Here is a 19733-nt window from a genome sequence, read left to right as displayed (position 1 = left end):
AATATAAATATTTTAATTTAACTCCTTATTTTTCTTATAAATCCAATAAATTCTTGTGAACAATTACCTTTATTTACAATATACCCCTGATTTCTAGCTATCATAATATAGAAGTTCGTATCTGTTTCAACTATCATATATATCTTATCATATACAACCTTTGTATTACCTACTGTATTCTTTTGTTCAAAATACTCTTCATAAAACTCATAATTTAGGGTTATGTCCTTTAACATCTTATTAGACTCATACACCTTCTTAGCTATAATTACTTCTATAACCCTAAATGTTATTGGAACAAGTATAGCAATAAATACATAAACTAAATCCTTCTTTAAACAGGCTAGTAAAAATAACATGCCCATCATAACTGCAATAAGTACTGGAAGCTTATTTATTTTATTCATTATAGCTCTATAAAATCTTTTATATTCCTCAAAATTACATTCTGTTTCTACTTTAAACAATGGTTCCATAATTCTTTCCTCTCAAATTTTTATTTATTTATTCTCACACTTATATTTTAACAGTTTTATGCAATTCATTCCATATATGTAATTTTATATTGCAACTATAATGTTAGAACTATAAAAAGAACTGCTATAAAGTATTATCAACTTTTTTGCAGTTCTATTTATATTAACCTAAATTTTCACCATTTGTTTCAATAACTTTCTTATACCAATAAAATACTAATTATATTTATATTAGAAAAGATTTATAAATTCTTATATTTTAAGAACCTATAAACCTTTTTATATCTATATGAATTCAATTATATCTTTAAAATTCTTTATACTATAATCAGCAAATTTACAATCACTAGCTGAATATATACCCGCTACATACATACTTGCACTTTTAGCTGCAATACAACCAGCCTCCGCATCTTCTACTACTAAACACTTTTTACAATTTATATTTAATAATTGTGCTGCTTTTATAAACACTTCTGGATGAGGTTTAGAATATTCTATCATTGTCCCATCACTTATAGCATCAAAATATTCTCCTAACCCTACCTGATTTAATATAAGCTTCGTATTTTTACTAGATGACCCTATTGCTAATTTAATATTCATTTTTCTTAACTTCTCTAAAGTTTCTTTAACCTCTTCGGAAAGGTCCTTTTCAGTGATTTGCTTTAATAATTCTTGGTATAATTTATTTTTCTTTTCAGACATCTTTAATTTCTCTTCTTTAGAGTATTCCCTACTACTATTTTCTACAATTATATCTAAACTTTCCATTCTAGAAACTCCACGAAGACGCTGATTTATATTTTTATCAAAATAAATTCCTTCTTCATCAGCAATAGCTTTCCATGCTTTATAGTGGTATTCATCTGTTGATACTATTACTCCATCTAAATCAAAAATTACACATTCAATCATTGTATACTCCTTTATAATTTTAAAATCTTGCTCCCCATATATTACAAAATGGATCTACTGGGTTTACTCCTTTAAACTCAGACTCACCAGTTATTTTTTCTACTACTGAATCAATAACATATTCACTAGCTGAATACCCATTAATAAATGTTTTTATCATAGGAACATCCACTAAATGATATGGGTTTGCTAGGGATATAAACATAGTTGGTATATCTTTGACAAACCAAGGTGCATTAGCAGCCATTAAATGAATCCAGTCTATTCTAACTGTAGTTTGATTACTTGCAGTTTCAACATTTGCAACATATAAAGCTAAATCATATTTAGATTTTAAATCTTCAATTCCGCCATTAAATATTTCTCTAAAATCTAAATTCTCATCATTATAAACATCTACTAAAAAACCTTTTTTCTCAAGCTTGTCCTTTATCGAGTAAGTTGCACTATCACCATCTTTAAATCCACCCTCTCTACTTTCCCCTAAGATATATAATCTTATTCTCTTATATTTTTCAGGTGTTATAGGAAGTAAACCTTGTGTATCTTTTACTAAAGTAACTGATTTATCGGCACATTCTTTTGCCCACATTTCATGCTCATAGCTTTTTAACTTCTTAAGTTCTTCATCTAAATTTTCTTCAATTAGAGTTGATTTATGCAATCCTAATGACGCCTTTGTTGCTAAAATTCTTGTAACTGCCTCATCTACTCTTGCTTCACTTAAAATACCCCTTTTAATTCCAGACATCATAAAATTAAAATCTTCTTCTATATTTTTATTAAATAAGAACATATCACACCCTGAAGCAATTGCCTTTGGAACTGCATATTCTCTTCTTTCAGCCACATTAAATCCTATCATTGGGGTTGCATCTGTAACAATTAATCCGTTAAAACCTAGTTTTTCTCTTAATAAACCATTTAATAACTCCTTTGATAATGTCGCTGGCATTATTTCTTCATCCTTTAATGATGGATTAAGTTTCTTGCTATACTCAGGCATTAAAATATGTCCTACCATTATAGTTTGAGCACCCTCATTTATTAATTCCTTATATATTCTTCCATATGAATTATCCCATTCCTCAACAGATAGTGAATTAACTGAGCTTAATAAATGTTGATCTCTTTCATCTACCCCATCTCCCGGAAAGTGCTTTATAGATACAGCTAGACCACTTTCATTAACTGCAGACATATATGCTTTAGACATTTTTATTATCCTATCAACATCACTACCAAAGGTTCTAACATTAGTTATAGGATTTCTATAATTTATATCAATATCAACTATAGGAGAAAAAGTCCAATTACATCCCACAGTTTTTCCTTCTACTCCACATACCTTTCCAAGCTTATATGCCATATCAATATCATCTGTTGCAGCTACTTGCATCTGCTTTCCAAAATATGTTCCATCTGTAGCTATACCATTCCCCCCTGCTTCTAAATTAGCTGAAAGTAGTAATGGCACTTTCGAATTTTTCTGAATATAATTATGAATAGCTTTTATCTTTTCTCCCTTTTGCGGTCTATACATCATGCCACCCGGTTTATATTTTTCAAGAAATTCTTTTATATCTTTTTCTTCTTCTAAAGAACCTGCTATGCAAAACAATTGTCCAACCTTTTCTTCAAGTGTCATATTAGCAAGAGTATTTACTACCCAATTTATATCTTCTTCATGTAAATTAAACGGTTTTTTATCTAATCTAATCATAAAACTTTCCTCTCCTTATATAACTCCTTCTTTACTTGTATAGTATCATCTAGTACTGTGGAATCACACCTCAATACACTAGGATAAATTTCACTTTAAATAGCTAATTTTCTAATCTTGAAAAACAAATATTATCCAAAATAAAAAGGATTCGCAATTACGAATCCTTCTTGTAATAAATCTATTCTGCTATTTCATCCATTTCCTCTTTTAATGCTTGATTATCAAGAACCTTAAAGAATGGATAGTATATTGCCATTGATATTATTGTTGCAAATATCTCAAAAATACCAAATGATAAACTTCCTTGTACTATACCATGGATTACTGGTGGAAGTGATCCAGCCCCTAAAACACCAATTGTAGGTGTAATAATTCCAATTTGAATTAAAAAGTATCCTAAAGATACAATTATTACAGGTGTAATTAAAAATGGAATTAACATCATTACATTTAACATTAAAGGCATTCCAAATATAACTGGCTCATTAACACTAAATAACCCACATGGTAATACAACTTTAGAAAATGCCTTATATCTCTTACTTTTCGAGAAGAAGAACATTACTATAACAAGCCCTATAGTAGCACCACACCCTCCAAGACATGCTAAATCATATAAACCAAAATTAATCGGATTTGGAGCTGTTAATCCAGCTTCTACTGCTGCTGTATTTTCAGCTAAGTATCCTAAGAATATAGGGAATAAAATTGGCAATACTGTCATAGAACCATGGATACCAAAAAACCATAATAGTTGTGCTATAAGAATTAAACATAAAAATGCTGGTAAACTACCTGTTAATGATTGTAATGGAGCTTGTAATATGGTATAAATAAATCCATTTGCTGTTTCATATTCTGTAGCAGCAAATCCTATCTTAGCCAGTCCAAATAGTAGTACTATTACTACAGCTGGAATTAATGAAGTAAATGATTCTGTAACTCTTGTTGGTACACCCTCTGGCATTTTTATTACTATATTTCTTGTAACAAAAAATTGCATTACCTTAACAGTGATTACTGCTACTATTAGTGCTGCAAATACTCCCTTTGCTCCTAAATAACTAACATCTAGAAAAGTCGCTCCTTCTAAAGCTGTTGTATTTAGCGGTGTTAATAGTAGAAATGATACTACTGATATAAGTCCTGAGTTAAGAGCAGATTTTTCAATGCCAAAAATCTTTGCTCCATTATAAGCAACAGAAAATGCCATATATAATGCTAATAAATCAATTGTAAAATCAGGAACATAAGATAATAGTGTTCCTATCCATGTGGAAGCTAAAAAGTTTTGGTATGGTTCCCAAGCAATACTAGTTATTACTGTAAATAAAGAACCTAACATTATAATTCCAAGAAGATTCATCGAACCATTACTAATAGTCTTTAGATAAAGATTGTTTGATATCTTATTTGCTAATGGAACGAACTTGTCTTCCATAAATTGAATAAATTTTTTCATAATAACCCCTCCCGGATTTTATTTGTAAATGTTTTCTTGATTACATTTTTATCATATCACCAATAATTTAAATATTCGTCTTCAAAAATACTTACAATTTTTCAATTTATATAGTGTTTTTTCAAAATTTGAAATTACTTCTTTCCCTCTAGAACAATATTCATTTCATCTATATTGTTACTAGCGATATTAACGACTATATCTTCATTACTTATATTTCTTCTAATAATAGCTAACACCTTTCCGTTATAAGTTGTTCTCTCTGCCTCGTTAAAGTATTCTAAACTCTTAGGATCTGAACTGCCAAATCCAATAAGATCTCCACCGCCATGTACTTGAACTTTCACTTTATGTTCATTGAAAGTATCACAAATCTCATGATCATCAACTATACTTATATTTAAATATGACAACTCATCTTCTTTGTAGCTTAATGAATATTTGCTTATTTCAACTAAGAACTTTGTAGCTTTCTTGCTAGACTTTAATTTACATTCTCCCGTTAAAATCCCATCCTTATATGATTTAGCAACTATTTCTCCTTCTTTATAAATAGTTTTGAAAATTGCCATGTATGGTTTTTCTTCTCCAACAATCTTCTTATCAATACTCTTACCATTAATGTATAATTCTACCTCGTCTGCATTTGAATATACTTCAATTTCTATAGGTTTGTCCTCATATCCATGCCAAGTCCAACTATTTATGCTATCACTCCAACTCCAGTTAGTAACAGCGGCTTTACATTCATAATATTTTGGATTTATCACTGCTATATATGGGTCATTTCTTAGTCCCCAAACAATTTCTCTATAGTATGATTGCGGTCTACGGTTACCACATATATCAAAATCTCCAACATTAGCTAAATACCACGGAAATGGACCATATATGCCTTTTGACTTTTCAAAGTTATAATCTACTTTTCCAACTCCTGATTCACCAATATAATCCCATCCACACCATACAAAATCTCCAATTAAATATGGAAGTTTTTTTACCATGCTCCAGTTGTTTGCTATGGCATTAGGTCTAGTTTCTGAGCCTACAATTACTCTATTAGGATACTTCTTTCCATCAATCATGTACCTGCTATCCATATAATTATATCCACATATATCAACACCAAAGCATGATTTCTCAATTGACTCACTAACAATATCATGACTAATGATTTCAGGCATAAACTTATCTAGTATAGTCATAAAATCATTTACATCACCAGCTGCCTTAGGTTTATCATCATCTTCTTGTTTAATGATATCTTTTAGAATCAAATCCATTTTCCCCATAGCCGCGAACATCCCATTTATTGCATTTCCTACAAATCTAGTATTATCAAGCTTTCTTAAGTATTCAGCTATCTCTCTGTTTTTTATAGAACCATGTCCTGTACCAATATCCTGAATTTCATTTCCTATATTGTACATAAATACAGATGGATGATTATAGTTTTTATTTACTATAGCATCTATATCGTATTTCCACCACTCTTCAAAGAATAAAGATGAATCATGATCAGCCTTTGAGTGATTCCAAACATCAAATATTTCCTCTAAAATTAGAATTCCTTCCTCATCACAAACTTTTAATAAATGTTTTGAACATGGGTTATGAGCCATTCTAACAGCATTGAAGCCTGCTTTTTTCATTAATGAAATTCTTCTCTTCTCTGCATCATAAAATGACGCACTTCCTAATACTCCATTATCATGATGAATACATCCACCCCTTAAATTTATAGATTGACCGTTAATTCTAAAACCATTTTTTGAGTCAACCTCTATTTTTCTTATACCAAATGTATCAATATGTTTATCTAGACTTTCATCGTCTTTTATTATTTCAACCTCTATTTTATATAGGTATGGATTATCTAAATCCCACAAATGGCAATCTTCTAGGAATAATCTATTTCTTAATGTTGTTTCTGTATTACCATAAATACTAAATGGATATACTTCACTAATAACTACATTATCATACCTATCCATAATATTTATTTTTGCTGTAGCTTCAGTATAGCCTATACCATCATATCTAATATCAGTTGATATATTTATAATAGACCCTTCTTTAGAAACTGATGACGTAGTTATCTTTACTCCATCTTCTTTTATTCTTAATGGATTTCCTATAAGAATATTAACATCTCTATAAATACCACTTCCACTATACCATCTAGAGCAAAGTTCCATATCTGTTTTTACTACAACCTTAATCTCATTCTCTTCATCATAGTTTAAGAAATTAGTTATATCTACGTAAAAATTTACATATCCATTAGGACATTTTCCTGCAAAAGTTCCATTTACATACACCATTGCATTCATGTAAACTCCCTCAAATTCAAGTTTTATATACTTACCTTTTAACTTGCTATCTACATAGTATTTTTTTATATATACATAAGAACCACCTGAACAAAATCCTGTTGTATTTCCATTTATATTATCTTCAGTACGCTCATTATCCCTCATAGCATCATGCGGGAGTTTAATATCATGAAAATCTGGTTCACTATCAAATATATCTTTACACTTTCCAAAATCAGCGTATTTCCAATTATCATTAAACTTTACTTTAATCATAATTACCTCTCTCTTTTACTCAAAGTAAATACCATTATTAGCTATAACATTTTTATACCAATAATAACTATCCTTTGGAATTCTTCTACATTCTTTAATATCTATATCAGTTCTATCTACAAAAATTAATCCATATCTCTTAGAAAATCCTTGATGTGAACTAACTAGATCTAATAATGACCATGGACAATATCCTAATAACGGATACCCCTCTTCAACTAACCTTTGACATTGTTCTATGTGGGCTTTTAAATATTCGATTCTATATTCATCATGTACCTTTCCATCTACCAACTCTTCAGAATAAGCCATTCCATTTTCAGTAACCATCATTGGAAGATTATAACGTTCATACATCTTTCTCATTCCTAAATAAAGACCACTTGGATCTATTCCAAATTCCATCCATCTTGTTTTTTGTAAGAATTCATTATTACCTAAAGTAAATAATTCATTTCTAAAGAATGGTGGTAGCTTAGAAACGTCTTCTCCTTCTTCTCTTACTCTAATGCATGTACTTGCATAATAATTTACCCCTATAAAGTCTGGTACATATTTTTCTAATAGTTCTTTATCTTCTTCCATTGTTTCTGGATAATAATTTTTAAGTTTTAGATAGTTTTCACAACGCTTTGGATACTTACCTTTTACACTCATATCTAAGAATATATTTTGTAGCATATCTTCTGCATCATTTGCTGCAATAATATCTTCTGGTGCAGAAGTTCTAGGATATATTACTTGCATAGAACAAACAGGACCTACTAAAGCTTCTGGTATGATTTCTCTTATAGCTTTAATTGCTTTCTTTTCTGCAACTGACATATTATAGCTCATCTGGTACATGTTTTTCATTTTTTGATTTTGGTCACTTTCATGATTTCCATTTAAATCGCTTGCAGCACTTACTATTAACTGTTCATTTATAGTTCCCCAGTACTTAACCCTATCCTTAAATCTTTCAAAACAAACTTTTGCATACTTTTCAAATGCATCAATACACTTTCTTGACTTCCAACCGCCAAACTCCTCAACTAATTTTTGTGGCATCTCAAAATGATATAATGTTGGGAAAGGAATAATATTATTTTCTATACATCTATTTATTAAATCATCATAAAACTCCAATCCCTCTTCATTTACATTCCACCCATCTGGCATAATTCTTGCCCAACAGAATGAAAAACGATATATATTAATCCCTAATTCCTTCATTAACTTAACATCTTCTTCATAATGATGATAATGATCTGATGCAATCTTAGAATCGGCTATTCCCTCTGGAACATTTCTAACATCAGTTGTTGATATTCCTTTTCCACCCTCACCATATCCGCCTTCTACCTGAAATGCACTTGTAGATGCCCCCCATAAAAAATCCTTTGGCATATTTTTATATATTTTTTTCATATTTAGTTCCACCTCCGTAATTATTACAACTATAATTTATCATAGGTAATCGTTTTTTTTACCATCATAAAAGACCAAGCAATTACAAAATTGCTTGGTCTTTTTCATAACCTGAAATTATTTATTTAAATTTTTATAGTTTATACAGTAATTCATTAGAATTAGCTCTATCATATATAATAAAGTTATTCTTCCTTGAGTACTGCTATTATCTTTATTACATACTAATATTTCATCTACATCTCTTAATAACTTTGAATTATTATTCATAGTTATCGCTACAATAGTAACATTTTTTTTCTTTAAAAAATTAAATACCTCATCCCCCCTATAGAAGTACCCTCCCTCTAATGAAATAATAAATACAAGTGATCCATCACTTAAAGACTCAGCAATTTCCTTTTGCTCATCATATGTAATTCCTATTTTAACAAATTTATTCATACTAGCCATCTTAATTTGAAAATGCTGTCCTAGTAATGTTGCAAACTCTAACCCAAATAAAGCAATATCATTTGATTTATAAATAAGTTCACTAATTCTATTCATCTGATCAACATCTATATTTTCTAAGGTATATGCAATATTTTCTTTTACACTTTCAGTATATTTGGTAAACACTTCTTCTATTTCATTTGGCAATGAATTTGAGATATCTTTTGAATAATCTACATCTATTCCAAAAGATTCCCTACACTCTTTTTTAAAACTAGTATAACTATCATATCCAATATTTCTTATAAACCTAGAAATAGATGCTGGTGAAACATAACATCGATCAGCAAGATCATGTATTGTCATTCTAGGAATATCATTAAAATTATCTAACATTGCTTTAGCAATATCGTAATTATTATCTTTCTTGTGACCATTGTTAATATATCTTAATAAAATAGAACTAACGGGCGTAATCATTCTCATTTTCATCATCCTCCCTAAAGTAATTATAATGTGTATGTTTACAGATTACAATTAATCTAAGTAACTCTAATTACTTTTATAAAAAAGGACTGCTATAAAACATCATTAGTTCTATAGTAGCCCACCTATTCTGTGCATTAAATATTGACATAATGGACAATTCTAATCCTTGACTTGAAAATCCTATTCCCACTACATATTTAAAATTATATTAACCTAAATCTTCACCTTTTATTTTAATAACTCTCTTATACCAATCAAATAATTTTTTCTTTCTTCTTTCTAATGTACTATTTCCTTCATCATCTCTATCTACATATATAAATCCATAAAGTTTAAACATTTCACCAGTAGATGCTGAAACTAAGTCAATGCATCCCCAAGTTGTATATCCTAATAACTCTATTCCATCTAATTCAATGGCATCATGCATAGCTTTAATATGCTATCTTATATATTCAATACGATAATCATCATTTATTGAACCATCTTCTTCAACTATGTCTTTAGCCCCTAAACCATTTTCTACAATAAATAATAGTTTTCGGTAACTATCATATGTTTAATCCATCTTCATTTGGTGTATCTTCATCTCCATTAGGGAAGATTTTTGACTATGCTATTGATAGACGATAAACCTTAAATCGCATTTCTCCAAATAAAGCAATATCTTCTTTAAAATGATGATACATCCCCTTCTTTCTTTTTATCAGATTGTATCAAATTTATTCTGATACAGCCCTTTTATCATCACATTCTTATCTAGAAGATATTAAGTTATTATATTTCTCTTCATCTCCAAAGTTTGTTGAAAAATAGGTATTTACATCAGTTGAGTTCTTAAGTGTAATTGGTTCAGCTCCATTAATTTTACCTATCAAAACATCAAAACTATTATTATCTTTTAACACTACTTCAAACTCTTGTTTATTGCTTTTAAAGGTATAATTACTATTAGTATTTTTATGAATAGTTCCCCTATCAACCTCTCTTTGATCGATATATTCAACAAAAGTATTAGATTCTTTATCAACAGTTATTTGCACTATATAATTATTATCCTTATTACTACTTATATAAGTACCCTTTAACTCACTACTTCCTTCAGAAATAAAGAAGCAAATTCCTAGCATACCCACTGCAACTAATGCTATAGTTAAAATCTTTTTCATACAGCACCCCACCTTTTAATATTTAATAACAAACGTTCTTATGTAAATATTATATTGTATGTAAAAATTTAACACAATGTTAATAAACAATAAAATTTACAGAAAAATAAAGTAGAACTTATCCTTTTATATTATGTAACCTTCTGATATAATATAATTTGTAAATATTTTACAGTAGGTGATTTTATGAATAAAATGATACAAAAAATAATCTCTCTAGCATTACTTTTTTTAATAAGCCTCTTAGTATTAGATTATTTTAAAATAATAGAATTTAATAATGTTTTAGGAAGTTCCCTAGCTTTTATAACAATTGTTTTAATAGTTTTTTCTTCTACATCTGTAATATGTACAAGCAAATCTGGATTAAATAAATTTATAAACTATTTAATTTTAACTGCAATCACTGTAGGAATAGTTCTTAGAATTACTTACGGAAAATTAAATATGGTTATATATGCCGCACTATTACTTACAGTTGTTTACGCATTAATGGATATGCTCTATAAAAGACCAGACTAACATAATCATAATATTGCCCCTGAATTAATAGTATTAAATGAATAACTATTAATTCGGGGTTTTATTATGAAAAAAATTATTTACAGCATTGCCACCTTACTTTCCTTAACTGGACTCATAGTTTGTATATTTTTCAAAAGTAGTTACTACAACTTCAATCCTTCAAATGTAAAAAAAAATATAGAATATCTTTCTTCAGAAGAACTTAAAGGAAGACTTTCTGGAAGCTCTGAAAATGAAAGAGTTGCAAATGAAATAGAAGGACTATTTAAAGAACTTAATCTTAAACCTTTAAATAATGAATATAAACAAAGTTTTAATGTAAATGCTCCTATTTTCACAGGAGGTACCCCTACTCTTAAATTGTTGGCAGGTGAATCTGTTGTGCAAGAATTTAAATTAGGTGATGAATTCAAAGAGGACATGCTTAATTTCAAAACAACCTCTATTCAATTTACAAAGAATGATAAGTATGACATCTATAAAAGCGGATTTGCATTTCATAAAAATAATGAAACATACTTTTTTACCTCTAACTTAAATAAAGAATCCTCCTTTAGAAGCTCTTTTTGGAATGAGGCTCCATATTCTTTTGTTATAGAGATAAATATTGATACTTTTAACGCAATACTAGATGGTATAAGAATGGGATATACCTTAGATGTAAGTTTGCCATATAAGGTTGAAGAAAAAACTATATACAACGTTTGTGGTATGATAGAAGGCACATCGAAAGACCTACCTCCTTTAGTATTTACTGCACACTTTGACCATTTAGGTGCCGATAGTTTAGGAACAGTTTATTCTGGAGCTTTAGATAATGCATCAGGTACAGCTTTTTTATTTGAACTAGCAAAAACCTTTTCCACTTTAAGACTTCCTGAACGTGATATTATATTTGTTGCTTTAAATGCAGAAGAATTTGGTCTACTTGGTTCTAAGGCTTTTGCAGATAAATATAAGGATGAATTAAGTGGTGCAGAAATAATCAATTTTGATATGGTAGGATGTGAAGATTATCCAATAACTATGATGAGTAGTGCATCTAACCTTGATAAAACTACTCCTTTAATAGATAGCTTAATTGAAATATGTAATAACTTTGATATTGAAAATAAGGTTACTTATCAAGATTCAAGTGATCATGCTAGTTTCTGTAACGATGGCTTTGACTCATTAACATTATCTCATTCTAATACCACCAATATCCACACTCCAAATGATACTGTAGACAAAATATCAACTAGAGGAATCTCTCAAGTCTATGAAGTTGTAGAGTGCAAGACAATAGATTATGCTTACAATAATATAATATTAATTTTCTATAACTCAAAAACACTAATCCTTTTTGCCTTAACTTCTATTGCCTTATTACTTATTGGATTAGTTAAATTAAAACATATTGTAATAAAAGATGAAGATTTAAGTACTTAAAAAAGGTGGAGTGGATATTTATTTTTCTTGTCCCGTCGCAAGTTCTAAGTCACAGAAAAATAAATATCTATTCCCTTTCTACTAAAGGTAAGGAAATTATAAAATTATTATCTTTGATTTTATATTTTCCTATGTCATTTTATAATCTTCTTTCAATAAGGAATACCATGCTGCATCACAAATCCCCTGATTATTTATATCGGATTGTCTAAGAATCCCTTCATACTTTAAACCGCACTTCTCCATAACCTTGCCAGAGTTTGTATTCCTCGGATCATGTCTTGCCTCTATTCTATTTATTCCAACCTCTTCTGTTAAAAATTTTATAACTGCTAAAAAGGCTTCAGAAGTAATTCCTTTATTCCACCAACGTCTTCCAATACAATATCCTATATGAGCACTTCCTACTTCTTCATTCAATCTAACTACCCCAATTGAACCAATTACCTGACCAATTTCTTTTAGCTCTATCCCCCAATCATAGGTTCTGGGATCACTATAATTACTTATTAAAGACTTTATATATTCTTTAGATATATCTAAACTATTATGGGCAGGCCACATCAAATACTTAGTAACCTCACTATCACTTGCCCAATTATGAAACATAACTTCTCCATCATCTATGTTAAATTTTCTTAAAATTAATCGATTAGTTTCTAATGTTACTGTGCCTAAATTCTCCATACTACACCTCCAAAATAATTATACCATTTTTATCCACAAATATATAAATATGTGAATATATAAATACATAAACATAATCCCACAAAAAAGAAGCTACCCAAGGTAGCTTCCTTTTATTCTACTTTCTTTTTCTTCTTAATAAATACTATTGCTGCTCCAGAGCATAGCATTAAAGCAACAAGTACTATTACCACTGTCATTGAATTACTGTCCCCAGTTTTTGATGGTGTTCCTTGAGTATTATTTGTAGTTCCACCAGTATTATTTGTATTACCAGGTTTTGTTGAATCTCCAGGCTTACTTGGATTATCTGTATCTCCTCCACTAGGTGGGGTTATTACACCAGACTCTGAAACAATCTTAAAGTGTCTTGTAACAACTAAAGATTTATTTCCAGCCTTATCTGTAGCATAAGCCTCTAAAATATATTCTCCTTCAGCTATAATTTCCTCTCCATCATATGAATTTCCATTTAATAAAAGAGTAATTGTAGCTTCTTCATCATTACAAACAACATTAGGTGTTACTGATTTTGTGAATTCTTGTCCTTCACCTATATTTGTAATGTTTACTTGTGGAGCTTCAGTATCTATCTTAACCTCAGCTAATGCAACTTCACTTACATTACCTGCATAATCAGTTACTCTTGCATATACCTTAGAAGATATACCTACTGAGAATTGTCCGTTATATTCAGTATAATTTTCTCCATCAAAACTGTATTCAATCTTATCAATTTGAGTTTCATTAGAACTAATTGTTACATTAACAGGTTTATTGGTTAATTCTGTAGTGCTTAAGTTTATAGAAGGCTTTACTGGAGCTTCCTTATCTAAAATAACAGGAATATATTGAGTAACACTATTGCCTATCATATCAACAACTTCAACTAATACATTATTAACACCTTGTTGTAATTTTATATCCTTAGAGAACTCTCTTTGTAATTTATCTTCACCCTCTACAAACATTTGATCTAAAGTTAATACTGCTTCACCATTTATATATAGGGAATATCCATGTAAATTATCGGTAACTTTTCCTTTTAGAGTAAAGTTTTCATTATTAGTGTAAACTTTATTATCATCTCTAATATTTAAAGCAAATGATACTGATGGTGCCTTTGAATCATAAAGAACTTTATAGTTCTTATTAACAATAACTTTTCCATCCTTATCTTCCAAATAAACATTAATCCTATTTGTGCCTTGTTCTAGTTTTTGCTTAAATTCAAATGTTAAATCATCCTTTACAGTTACATCTTCTCCAGAAATCTTAAAGACTCCAGGTTTATTATTTAACTTACCTTCAATTGTATAAAAATCATTTTCTGTTAATTGAGCTGAAATAATATTAAATGCTTCTAAATTATAGAATTCAACTGATAAATTATTATCTTCACTATACTTAGAAATAACCATATCTTTATAAGATATATTTCCAGCTGCATCTGCTGCTATTATAGATATACCATTTAATCCATCTGTAAGATTCACTTCCACGCTTCCTTTTCCATTTTCATCTAAAGATATAGGTTGTAAATCTTCACTATTAACTCCTAGATATGCCCCAACATAATTTCCAGTAAACTCATTCATTTCAGAAACTGATACCTGAAGATTTATAGAATCTTCTTTAGTTGTATAGTAAGGTGATACAGCTCCTATATCAGGTGTAACAGAAAGATCTGGTGCAATAGTATCTAATAATGCTAGTATGCTTGTTCTAACTATAGTATTTCCGTCCCTATCTTCTGCATATAGACTGACTTCATTAACTCCCTCAGCTACTGATAATGGGTAATTAAATCTATTATTTTCTATTTCTACATCTTCACCATTTATCTTTAAAACTCCCACTGAATCATTAGCTAAACCATTTACAATATACTTACCATCAGCTAACATATCTGCTGAAATAATCATGCCATTAGATATATTAGTAAATTTAACATCTGCATTTGTAACATTTGAAATAACCTCTTCATCTAATCCAAAGTTACCTGCATTATCCATTGTAGCAACTACTACATCATTAGTAGTTTCAAGTGCAAAAGGAATTATAGCATAGTAGTTACCATTAGAATCTTTACTTATATTATCTTCAGATAATACAAGCATTTTATCTCCAATTATAACTACGAAAATATCACTTAATCCTGAAGCTTCATCATTAGACTTCCATTTTAAAACATAGTTAACACTATTATTATCACTTGCAATACTCTCAACTCCAAGAATATCTATTTCTGGAGCAACTGTATCTACCATAATTGGCATATCTAAATTTTGAGGTGTTGCATTTGGTAAATCAACTTTATTAACTACTCTAATATAATAATTACCGTCTTCAACATTTTCATATCTACCAGTATTCATATTATATAATGTTCCATCCCAAGCTCCTTCACTAACTAGCTTAGGACCACTAGTTCCATTAATATATTCTTCAAGAAGATTCTTCCTAACATTATTTTCTTTATATATTTCAGATAAAATATCTCCATTTTGATCTAAAACTTGAATCTTAAGTTCTTTAGAATTTCTAAGCATATATAAATATGGCATTACTTCATCTAAAGTACCATCATTATTAGGAGAGAAGGCCATCTTACTCTTATCAAATACTGTATATTGTCCATTGCTAACTGCTCCAATATAAGATAAATTTTCACCGGAAACTCCAATTAAAGCTGTTTCTGCAGTAATACTAGAAGTTGATCCATCAGTGTATTCAGGATCATCTACTATTTTTTCAGCAGACCAATCTCCATAGAAGCCCATAAATGGCATTACTAAAGAAGGTACATTTTCATTACCTACAAATTTTACAAATCCTTCAACAAACTTTTGTGCTGTAACAACTGATGAAAGATTTAAATTGCAAATTACTGTAGCAGTTCCATTCGCTGGTACTGTTACTGATGACTTATCAAAAGTTATTGAAGCACCTTCAAGTTCAACTTCATGAATATATCCAACTTCATCAGTTACCTCACTATATACCTTAACTTCTGGAATAGAATAAGTTATCTCTTCATTTCCATAATTCTTTAAATTTAAGGTAAAGCTTGTATTATTTCCAATTTCCTTTAACGCTACAGATGCTTGTCTATTAGAATTAGTAACTATTACCTTATTATTTATTGCATTTCTTATTTGTAAAAGCCCAGCTCCTTGTCTTCTTGGAGAATAAGGAATTGTTCCATTTCCATACTTGTCAGTCATAGGAACTGATGTATTCATTGCAGTATTCTTTGCAAATGTAACTAAATCTCTTCCTGATAAATTTAGTCCATTAGCTTTAACGCCCTGAATAATTAATGCTTGAGCACCTGAAGTATGTGGTGCTGCCATAGATGTACCACTCATACTTTGATAACTATTATTATTTGCAAGAGAATAAATATCTCCACCTGGTGCAGTTATTTCAGGCTTAAATTCTAGGCTTGATGTTGGGCCCCATGAAGTAAATTGAGACATATCACCCTTATCTATATTTTCGCTTGATAACGCTCCACCTTGCTCAAACTTTATTGTACTATCCCCTGATGTTATTAGAGATTTTAACTTTTCACCATCTGAATATCCTACACTAAATATAGGTTTATCAGCCACAACATTATCAACTGCCATAGAGATAGTTTCATTTCCACCATCTGCATGGTTATATATAATAACTGCCGAAGCACCTGCATTTATAGCATTGTTATATTTTTCTGAAAAACTTATATCTCCCCTAATAATTAAAGCTATTTTACCATCTGAGTTTGTACAATCACTTTCGCTACCTATACCACAATAAACTAATTCATGGTTATTAGATAATGAATCATACTTGCATCCACTTACCTTTGAATATTGAACTTTTCCAGTAGCATTGCCAATTGTTGTATAAGTTAATGCTGGCCCTATTGCTGATGTATTTTCCATGGATGCAACTGATAAAGCATCAGAAGCTGTTGATGGAGAACCTATTAAACCTGTATCAATAGTTCCAAATAAGTTATGAGGTTGTTCCCATGAGCTTGAACTTGTAGATACTTGTGCATTACCAGCTGATATTACACATAAAACACCCTTATCTGTAGCATTCTTTATGGCTACTTCTTGTGGATCATCAGGATCACTAAAACCTGCATCTGATCCTAAGCTCATGTTAATTACATCTGCTCCTAATTTAACAGAGTCTTCAATAGCAGCAATTATATCATCATCATATGCTCCTTTTATTTCAGGATTATTAGAAAATACCTTCATTGCTAGAAGTTGTGCCTCTGGGGCAACCCCCTTAACACCCATTAATCCTTCTACTTCATCTGAGGATCCGTTAGCTCCCACAATTCCAGCTACATGCATACCATGTTCTCCTGCAGCTCCAACATCAATAATGTCATTATTTCCGTCTGCATAGTTATATCCATATGGAATCTTATTGGTAAAGTACTTACCGTAATCAAGTTGTTCAATAGCAGTATTCATATTACTTTGTGTTAACTTAACATCATTATTTGTAACCTTTAAATCCTTATGCCTATAATCAATACCACTATCAATTATGGACACTACCATTCCTTCACCCTTATAACCTAATTCATTCCATACACCAGTAGCTCCTGTTATCTCATCTGCATATGCCATGGTTGGATAATATCTTCTAACCTCAGTTACAGACTTAACTTCTGATATAGCTCTAATTTTATTTACATTTTTCCTTGTAGTACTTATTGAGAAACCATTAACTAAATATCCAAAGCTTCTTTTCACCTTTGTTCCTGTTATTGCTTCTACCTTCTTTATAACACTTTGTTGGGCACCTTTAACTGTGTTTTCCTTAGTTTTTACATTAGAATCATAACCATTAGATTCTGAAATAATAGCAGGCGAATCTTTTAACTGAACTATAACTCTAATCTCCTCATTTTCGTCTAGCTTATTGCCATTCTCATCAAAGTCTTTTCCAAATTCACTTTGGCCTTTGCTATGCTCTGAAAGTTCTCCTTGTGATTCTCTCATCTGTTTTAATAACTCAGATTTAAGTTTTGATGCTAAATCTTCTTTAGCACTAATCTTAACTCCATTACCGAGAATCATAGTAGTTCCTAACGCAATAGCCGTAAGCAATGATAAGAACTTCTTGTTTTTCCCCCTCATAATTACCTCCCCATTAATAATATTTATATATAAACATTACTTAAATTAAGTAATGATAATTTTTAATGATGAATAGCAATTAAGCTAGTACATGTTTATTTTTCTATTTTATAATTATACTATTTTTGTTTTATTTTACAATATATGTATTCTAAATCTATCAATAATTTAAGATTATTTTTATATAAGATATTTACCAATCTGTTACCACACACAAAGGTTGGGTTGATATTTATTTTATTTTTCCTATACAGCAAAAAAAGAGAAATTTAAAAACTTCTCTCTTTCTGATATTCAAACTTATATATAACTTTCTACTAATTCTTTATACTTTTCTCTAAGCTTAATAACTTCTTTGTTATTATTTTTCTCTTTTTCATATAATTCTTCTTTACATCTATCTAATTTATTTTTTACATTTCTCACGCTACCTAAAGATGAATCTATTTTGTTACTTACACTTATATCTGTAAATATATTATCAAAGAATACATCTACCAAATAACTTGATTCTATATTATTAAAATTTCCTGATATACTTATCATATTAATATCACTTAGCTCTTTTTCTAGCTTTGTTATAGCATAACCTAATCTCTCTATTTCTTTTTTAGCTGAGTTAACAGCATCATGTTTCATAATAGATGTAATAGCTCCTCCACCTAATACATCCCAAGTTGCCAACCCTGATGCATCATTAAGATATTTTAATGCAGAATTAACTGTAAAATCACAATTAATAGCTTCATCTATTGCTTCTTTTATCTCTATACCTTCTTTTACATATCTGTTTATTGAAGCTTCTATTTCTTCAATCTCTAACCTCTTATTTAAGTCTATTCCCTTTAATAGCTCTGACTTTTCTTGAATAAGCTCTTCATATCTTTCCTCATAATTACTAATAGATTTTATTCTACTTTTTGTAGTTTCTAAATCATTCTTTAACTCTTCAACAGTAACTCTATATTCTTCGTATCTTAACTTTGCCTCTAAATATTCTTGCTCTTCCTTGTATAACTTTTCTTCCCTATAATTAAATATAGTACTTATTATATTAGCCACTGATATTTTATTGAATTTCTCTACATCCTTAAACTCTTTATTCAGCTTTTCTTCTAACCCCTCTAATACCTTATTCTTTCTATAGTAGGTATCTTCTAAAGTAACTAATTTTTCTTCTAAAGTTTCCTTTAATAAAATATTATCCTTACATTCTCTTAGTTCTCTATTAATATCTTCAAACACTTATATCCCCCCTATA

General features: G+C 29.7%; 14 protein-coding genes and 1 pseudogene. 2 read left to right on the top strand and 13 right to left on the bottom strand.

The features are described 5' to 3' along the window. Positions 1-17 precede the first annotated feature (17 nt). The 10 genes and pseudogenes from DR024_RS01590 to DR024_RS01545 all read right to left on the bottom strand — a co-directional run bounded on the left by DR024_RS01590 (position 18) and on the right by DR024_RS01545 (position 10676). Positions 18-476: a YcxB family protein gene (locus DR024_RS01590; protein ID WP_055184046.1), complete on the bottom strand. Its 459-nt coding sequence runs from the start codon at positions 474-476 to the stop codon at positions 18-20. 285 nt (positions 477-761) lie between these two features. Beyond that, positions 762-1394, bottom strand: a complete 633-nt coding sequence (gene pgmB / locus DR024_RS01585; protein ID WP_055184047.1) for a beta-phosphoglucomutase — start codon at positions 1392-1394, stop codon at positions 762-764. A gap of 19 nt (positions 1395-1413) precedes the next feature. Then, positions 1414-3117 carry a glycoside hydrolase family 3 protein gene (locus DR024_RS01580; protein WP_055184048.1) on the bottom strand — a complete coding sequence of 568 codons (1704 nt, stop codon included), beginning with the start codon at positions 3115-3117 and terminating at the stop codon, positions 1414-1416. 181 nt (positions 3118-3298) lie between these two features. Next, positions 3299-4582, bottom strand: a complete 1284-nt coding sequence (locus DR024_RS01575) for a PTS sugar transporter subunit IIC (protein ID WP_055184049.1) — start codon at positions 4580-4582, stop codon at positions 3299-3301. Between the two features lie 134 nt (positions 4583-4716). Further along, a complete protein-coding gene (locus tag DR024_RS01570; RefSeq protein ID WP_055184050.1) occupies positions 4717-7173 on the bottom strand; it encodes a glycoside hydrolase family 2 TIM barrel-domain containing protein in 2457 nt (818 codons plus the stop codon). Positions 7174-7188: 15 nt separating this feature from the next. Next, positions 7189-8583, bottom strand: coding sequence for a glycoside hydrolase family 1 protein (locus DR024_RS01565; protein ID WP_207643360.1), 1395 nt, complete (start codon positions 8581-8583; stop codon positions 7189-7191). Positions 8584-8700: 117 nt separating this feature from the next. Beyond that, complete coding sequence (locus tag DR024_RS01560) at positions 8701-9504, bottom strand: MurR/RpiR family transcriptional regulator (protein WP_055184051.1); 804 nt, start codon at positions 9502-9504, stop codon at positions 8701-8703. Between the two features lie 211 nt (positions 9505-9715). Beyond that, a pseudogene (locus DR024_RS01555) lies at positions 9716-10063 on the bottom strand (family 1 glycosylhydrolase); the annotation flags it as partial. Positions 10064-10118: 55 nt separating this feature from the next. Further along, on the bottom strand, positions 10119-10196 hold the full coding sequence (locus DR024_RS18270) for a family 1 glycosylhydrolase (protein ID WP_111918220.1): 78 nt from the start codon (positions 10194-10196) through the stop codon (positions 10119-10121). 66 nt (positions 10197-10262) lie between these two features. Beyond that, the gene (locus tag DR024_RS01545; RefSeq protein WP_055184053.1) at positions 10263-10676 is read right to left on the bottom strand and encodes a hypothetical protein; all 414 of its coding nucleotides are present in this window, start codon (positions 10674-10676) and stop codon (positions 10263-10265) included. Between the two features lie 186 nt (positions 10677-10862). On the opposite strand from DR024_RS01545, the gene DR024_RS01540 reads away from it, so the two are divergent. Both DR024_RS01540 and DR024_RS01535 read left to right on the top strand, forming a co-directional pair. Further along, on the top strand, positions 10863-11198 hold the full coding sequence (locus DR024_RS01540) for a hypothetical protein (protein ID WP_055184054.1): 336 nt from the start codon (positions 10863-10865) through the stop codon (positions 11196-11198). 66 nt (positions 11199-11264) lie between these two features. Further along, positions 11265-12632, top strand: coding sequence for a M28 family metallopeptidase (locus DR024_RS01535; RefSeq protein ID WP_055184055.1), 1368 nt, complete (start codon positions 11265-11267; stop codon positions 12630-12632). Between the two features lie 129 nt (positions 12633-12761). Here the strand turns inward: DR024_RS01535 and DR024_RS01530 are convergent, their stop codons facing one another. The 3 genes from DR024_RS01530 to DR024_RS01520 all read right to left on the bottom strand — a co-directional run bounded on the left by DR024_RS01530 (position 12762) and on the right by DR024_RS01520 (position 19717). Further along, positions 12762-13319 (bottom strand): GNAT family N-acetyltransferase, encoded by a 558-nt coding sequence (locus DR024_RS01530; RefSeq protein ID WP_111918076.1) that lies wholly within the window; start codon positions 13317-13319, stop codon positions 12762-12764. A 113-nt stretch (positions 13320-13432) separates the two neighbouring features. Then, positions 13433-18472: a S8 family serine peptidase gene (locus DR024_RS01525; protein ID WP_111918074.1), complete on the bottom strand. Its 5040-nt coding sequence runs from the start codon at positions 18470-18472 to the stop codon at positions 13433-13435. A 300-nt stretch (positions 18473-18772) separates the two neighbouring features. Next, the gene (locus DR024_RS01520) at positions 18773-19717 is read right to left on the bottom strand and encodes a hypothetical protein (protein ID WP_027097038.1); all 945 of its coding nucleotides are present in this window, start codon (positions 19715-19717) and stop codon (positions 18773-18775) included. Positions 19718-19733: the final 16 nt, after the last annotated feature.

It is taken from the genome of Clostridium paraputrificum (assembly GCF_900447045.1).
Taxonomy (GTDB): Bacteria; Bacillota; Clostridia; order Clostridiales; family Clostridiaceae; genus Clostridium; species Clostridium paraputrificum.
Note: the sequence above shows the minus strand (reverse complement) of the source record. Positions and strands in the feature narration are given on the sequence as shown.

What these genes read in the sequence shown, in the direction of transcription:
- DR024_RS01545 (WP_055184053.1), bottom strand. Translation starts at nt 10,676, where the DNA reads ATGAAAAAGATTTTAACTATAGCATTAGTTGCAGTGGGTATGCTAGGA.
- DR024_RS01590 (WP_055184046.1), bottom strand. Translation starts at nt 476, where the DNA reads ATGGAACCATTGTTTAAAGTAGAAACAGAATGTAATTTTGAGGAATAT.
- DR024_RS01565 (WP_207643360.1), bottom strand. Translation starts at nt 8,583, where the DNA reads ATGAAAAAAATATATAAAAATATGCCAAAGGATTTTTTATGGGGGGCA.
- DR024_RS01575 (WP_055184049.1), bottom strand. Translation starts at nt 4,582, where the DNA reads ATGAAAAAATTTATTCAATTTATGGAAGACAAGTTCGTTCCATTAGCA.
- DR024_RS01580 (WP_055184048.1), bottom strand. Translation starts at nt 3,117, where the DNA reads ATGATTAGATTAGATAAAAAACCGTTTAATTTACATGAAGAAGATATA.
- DR024_RS01525 (WP_111918074.1), bottom strand. Translation starts at nt 18,472, where the DNA reads ATGAGGGGGAAAAACAAGAAGTTCTTATCATTGCTTACGGCTATTGCG.
- pgmB (WP_055184047.1), bottom strand. Translation starts at nt 1,394, where the DNA reads ATGATTGAATGTGTAATTTTTGATTTAGATGGAGTAATAGTATCAACA.
- DR024_RS01560 (WP_055184051.1), bottom strand. Translation starts at nt 9,504, where the DNA reads ATGAGAATGATTACGCCCGTTAGTTCTATTTTATTAAGATATATTAAC.
- DR024_RS01540 (WP_055184054.1), top strand. Translation starts at nt 10,863, where the DNA reads ATGAATAAAATGATACAAAAAATAATCTCTCTAGCATTACTTTTTTTA.
- DR024_RS01570 (WP_055184050.1), bottom strand. Translation starts at nt 7,173, where the DNA reads ATGATTAAAGTAAAGTTTAATGATAATTGGAAATACGCTGATTTTGGA.
- DR024_RS18270 (WP_111918220.1), bottom strand. Translation starts at nt 10,196, where the DNA reads ATGTATCATCATTTTAAAGAAGATATTGCTTTATTTGGAGAAATGCGA.
- DR024_RS01530 (WP_111918076.1), bottom strand. Translation starts at nt 13,319, where the DNA reads ATGGAGAATTTAGGCACAGTAACATTAGAAACTAATCGATTAATTTTA.
- DR024_RS01535 (WP_055184055.1), top strand. Translation starts at nt 11,265, where the DNA reads ATGAAAAAAATTATTTACAGCATTGCCACCTTACTTTCCTTAACTGGA.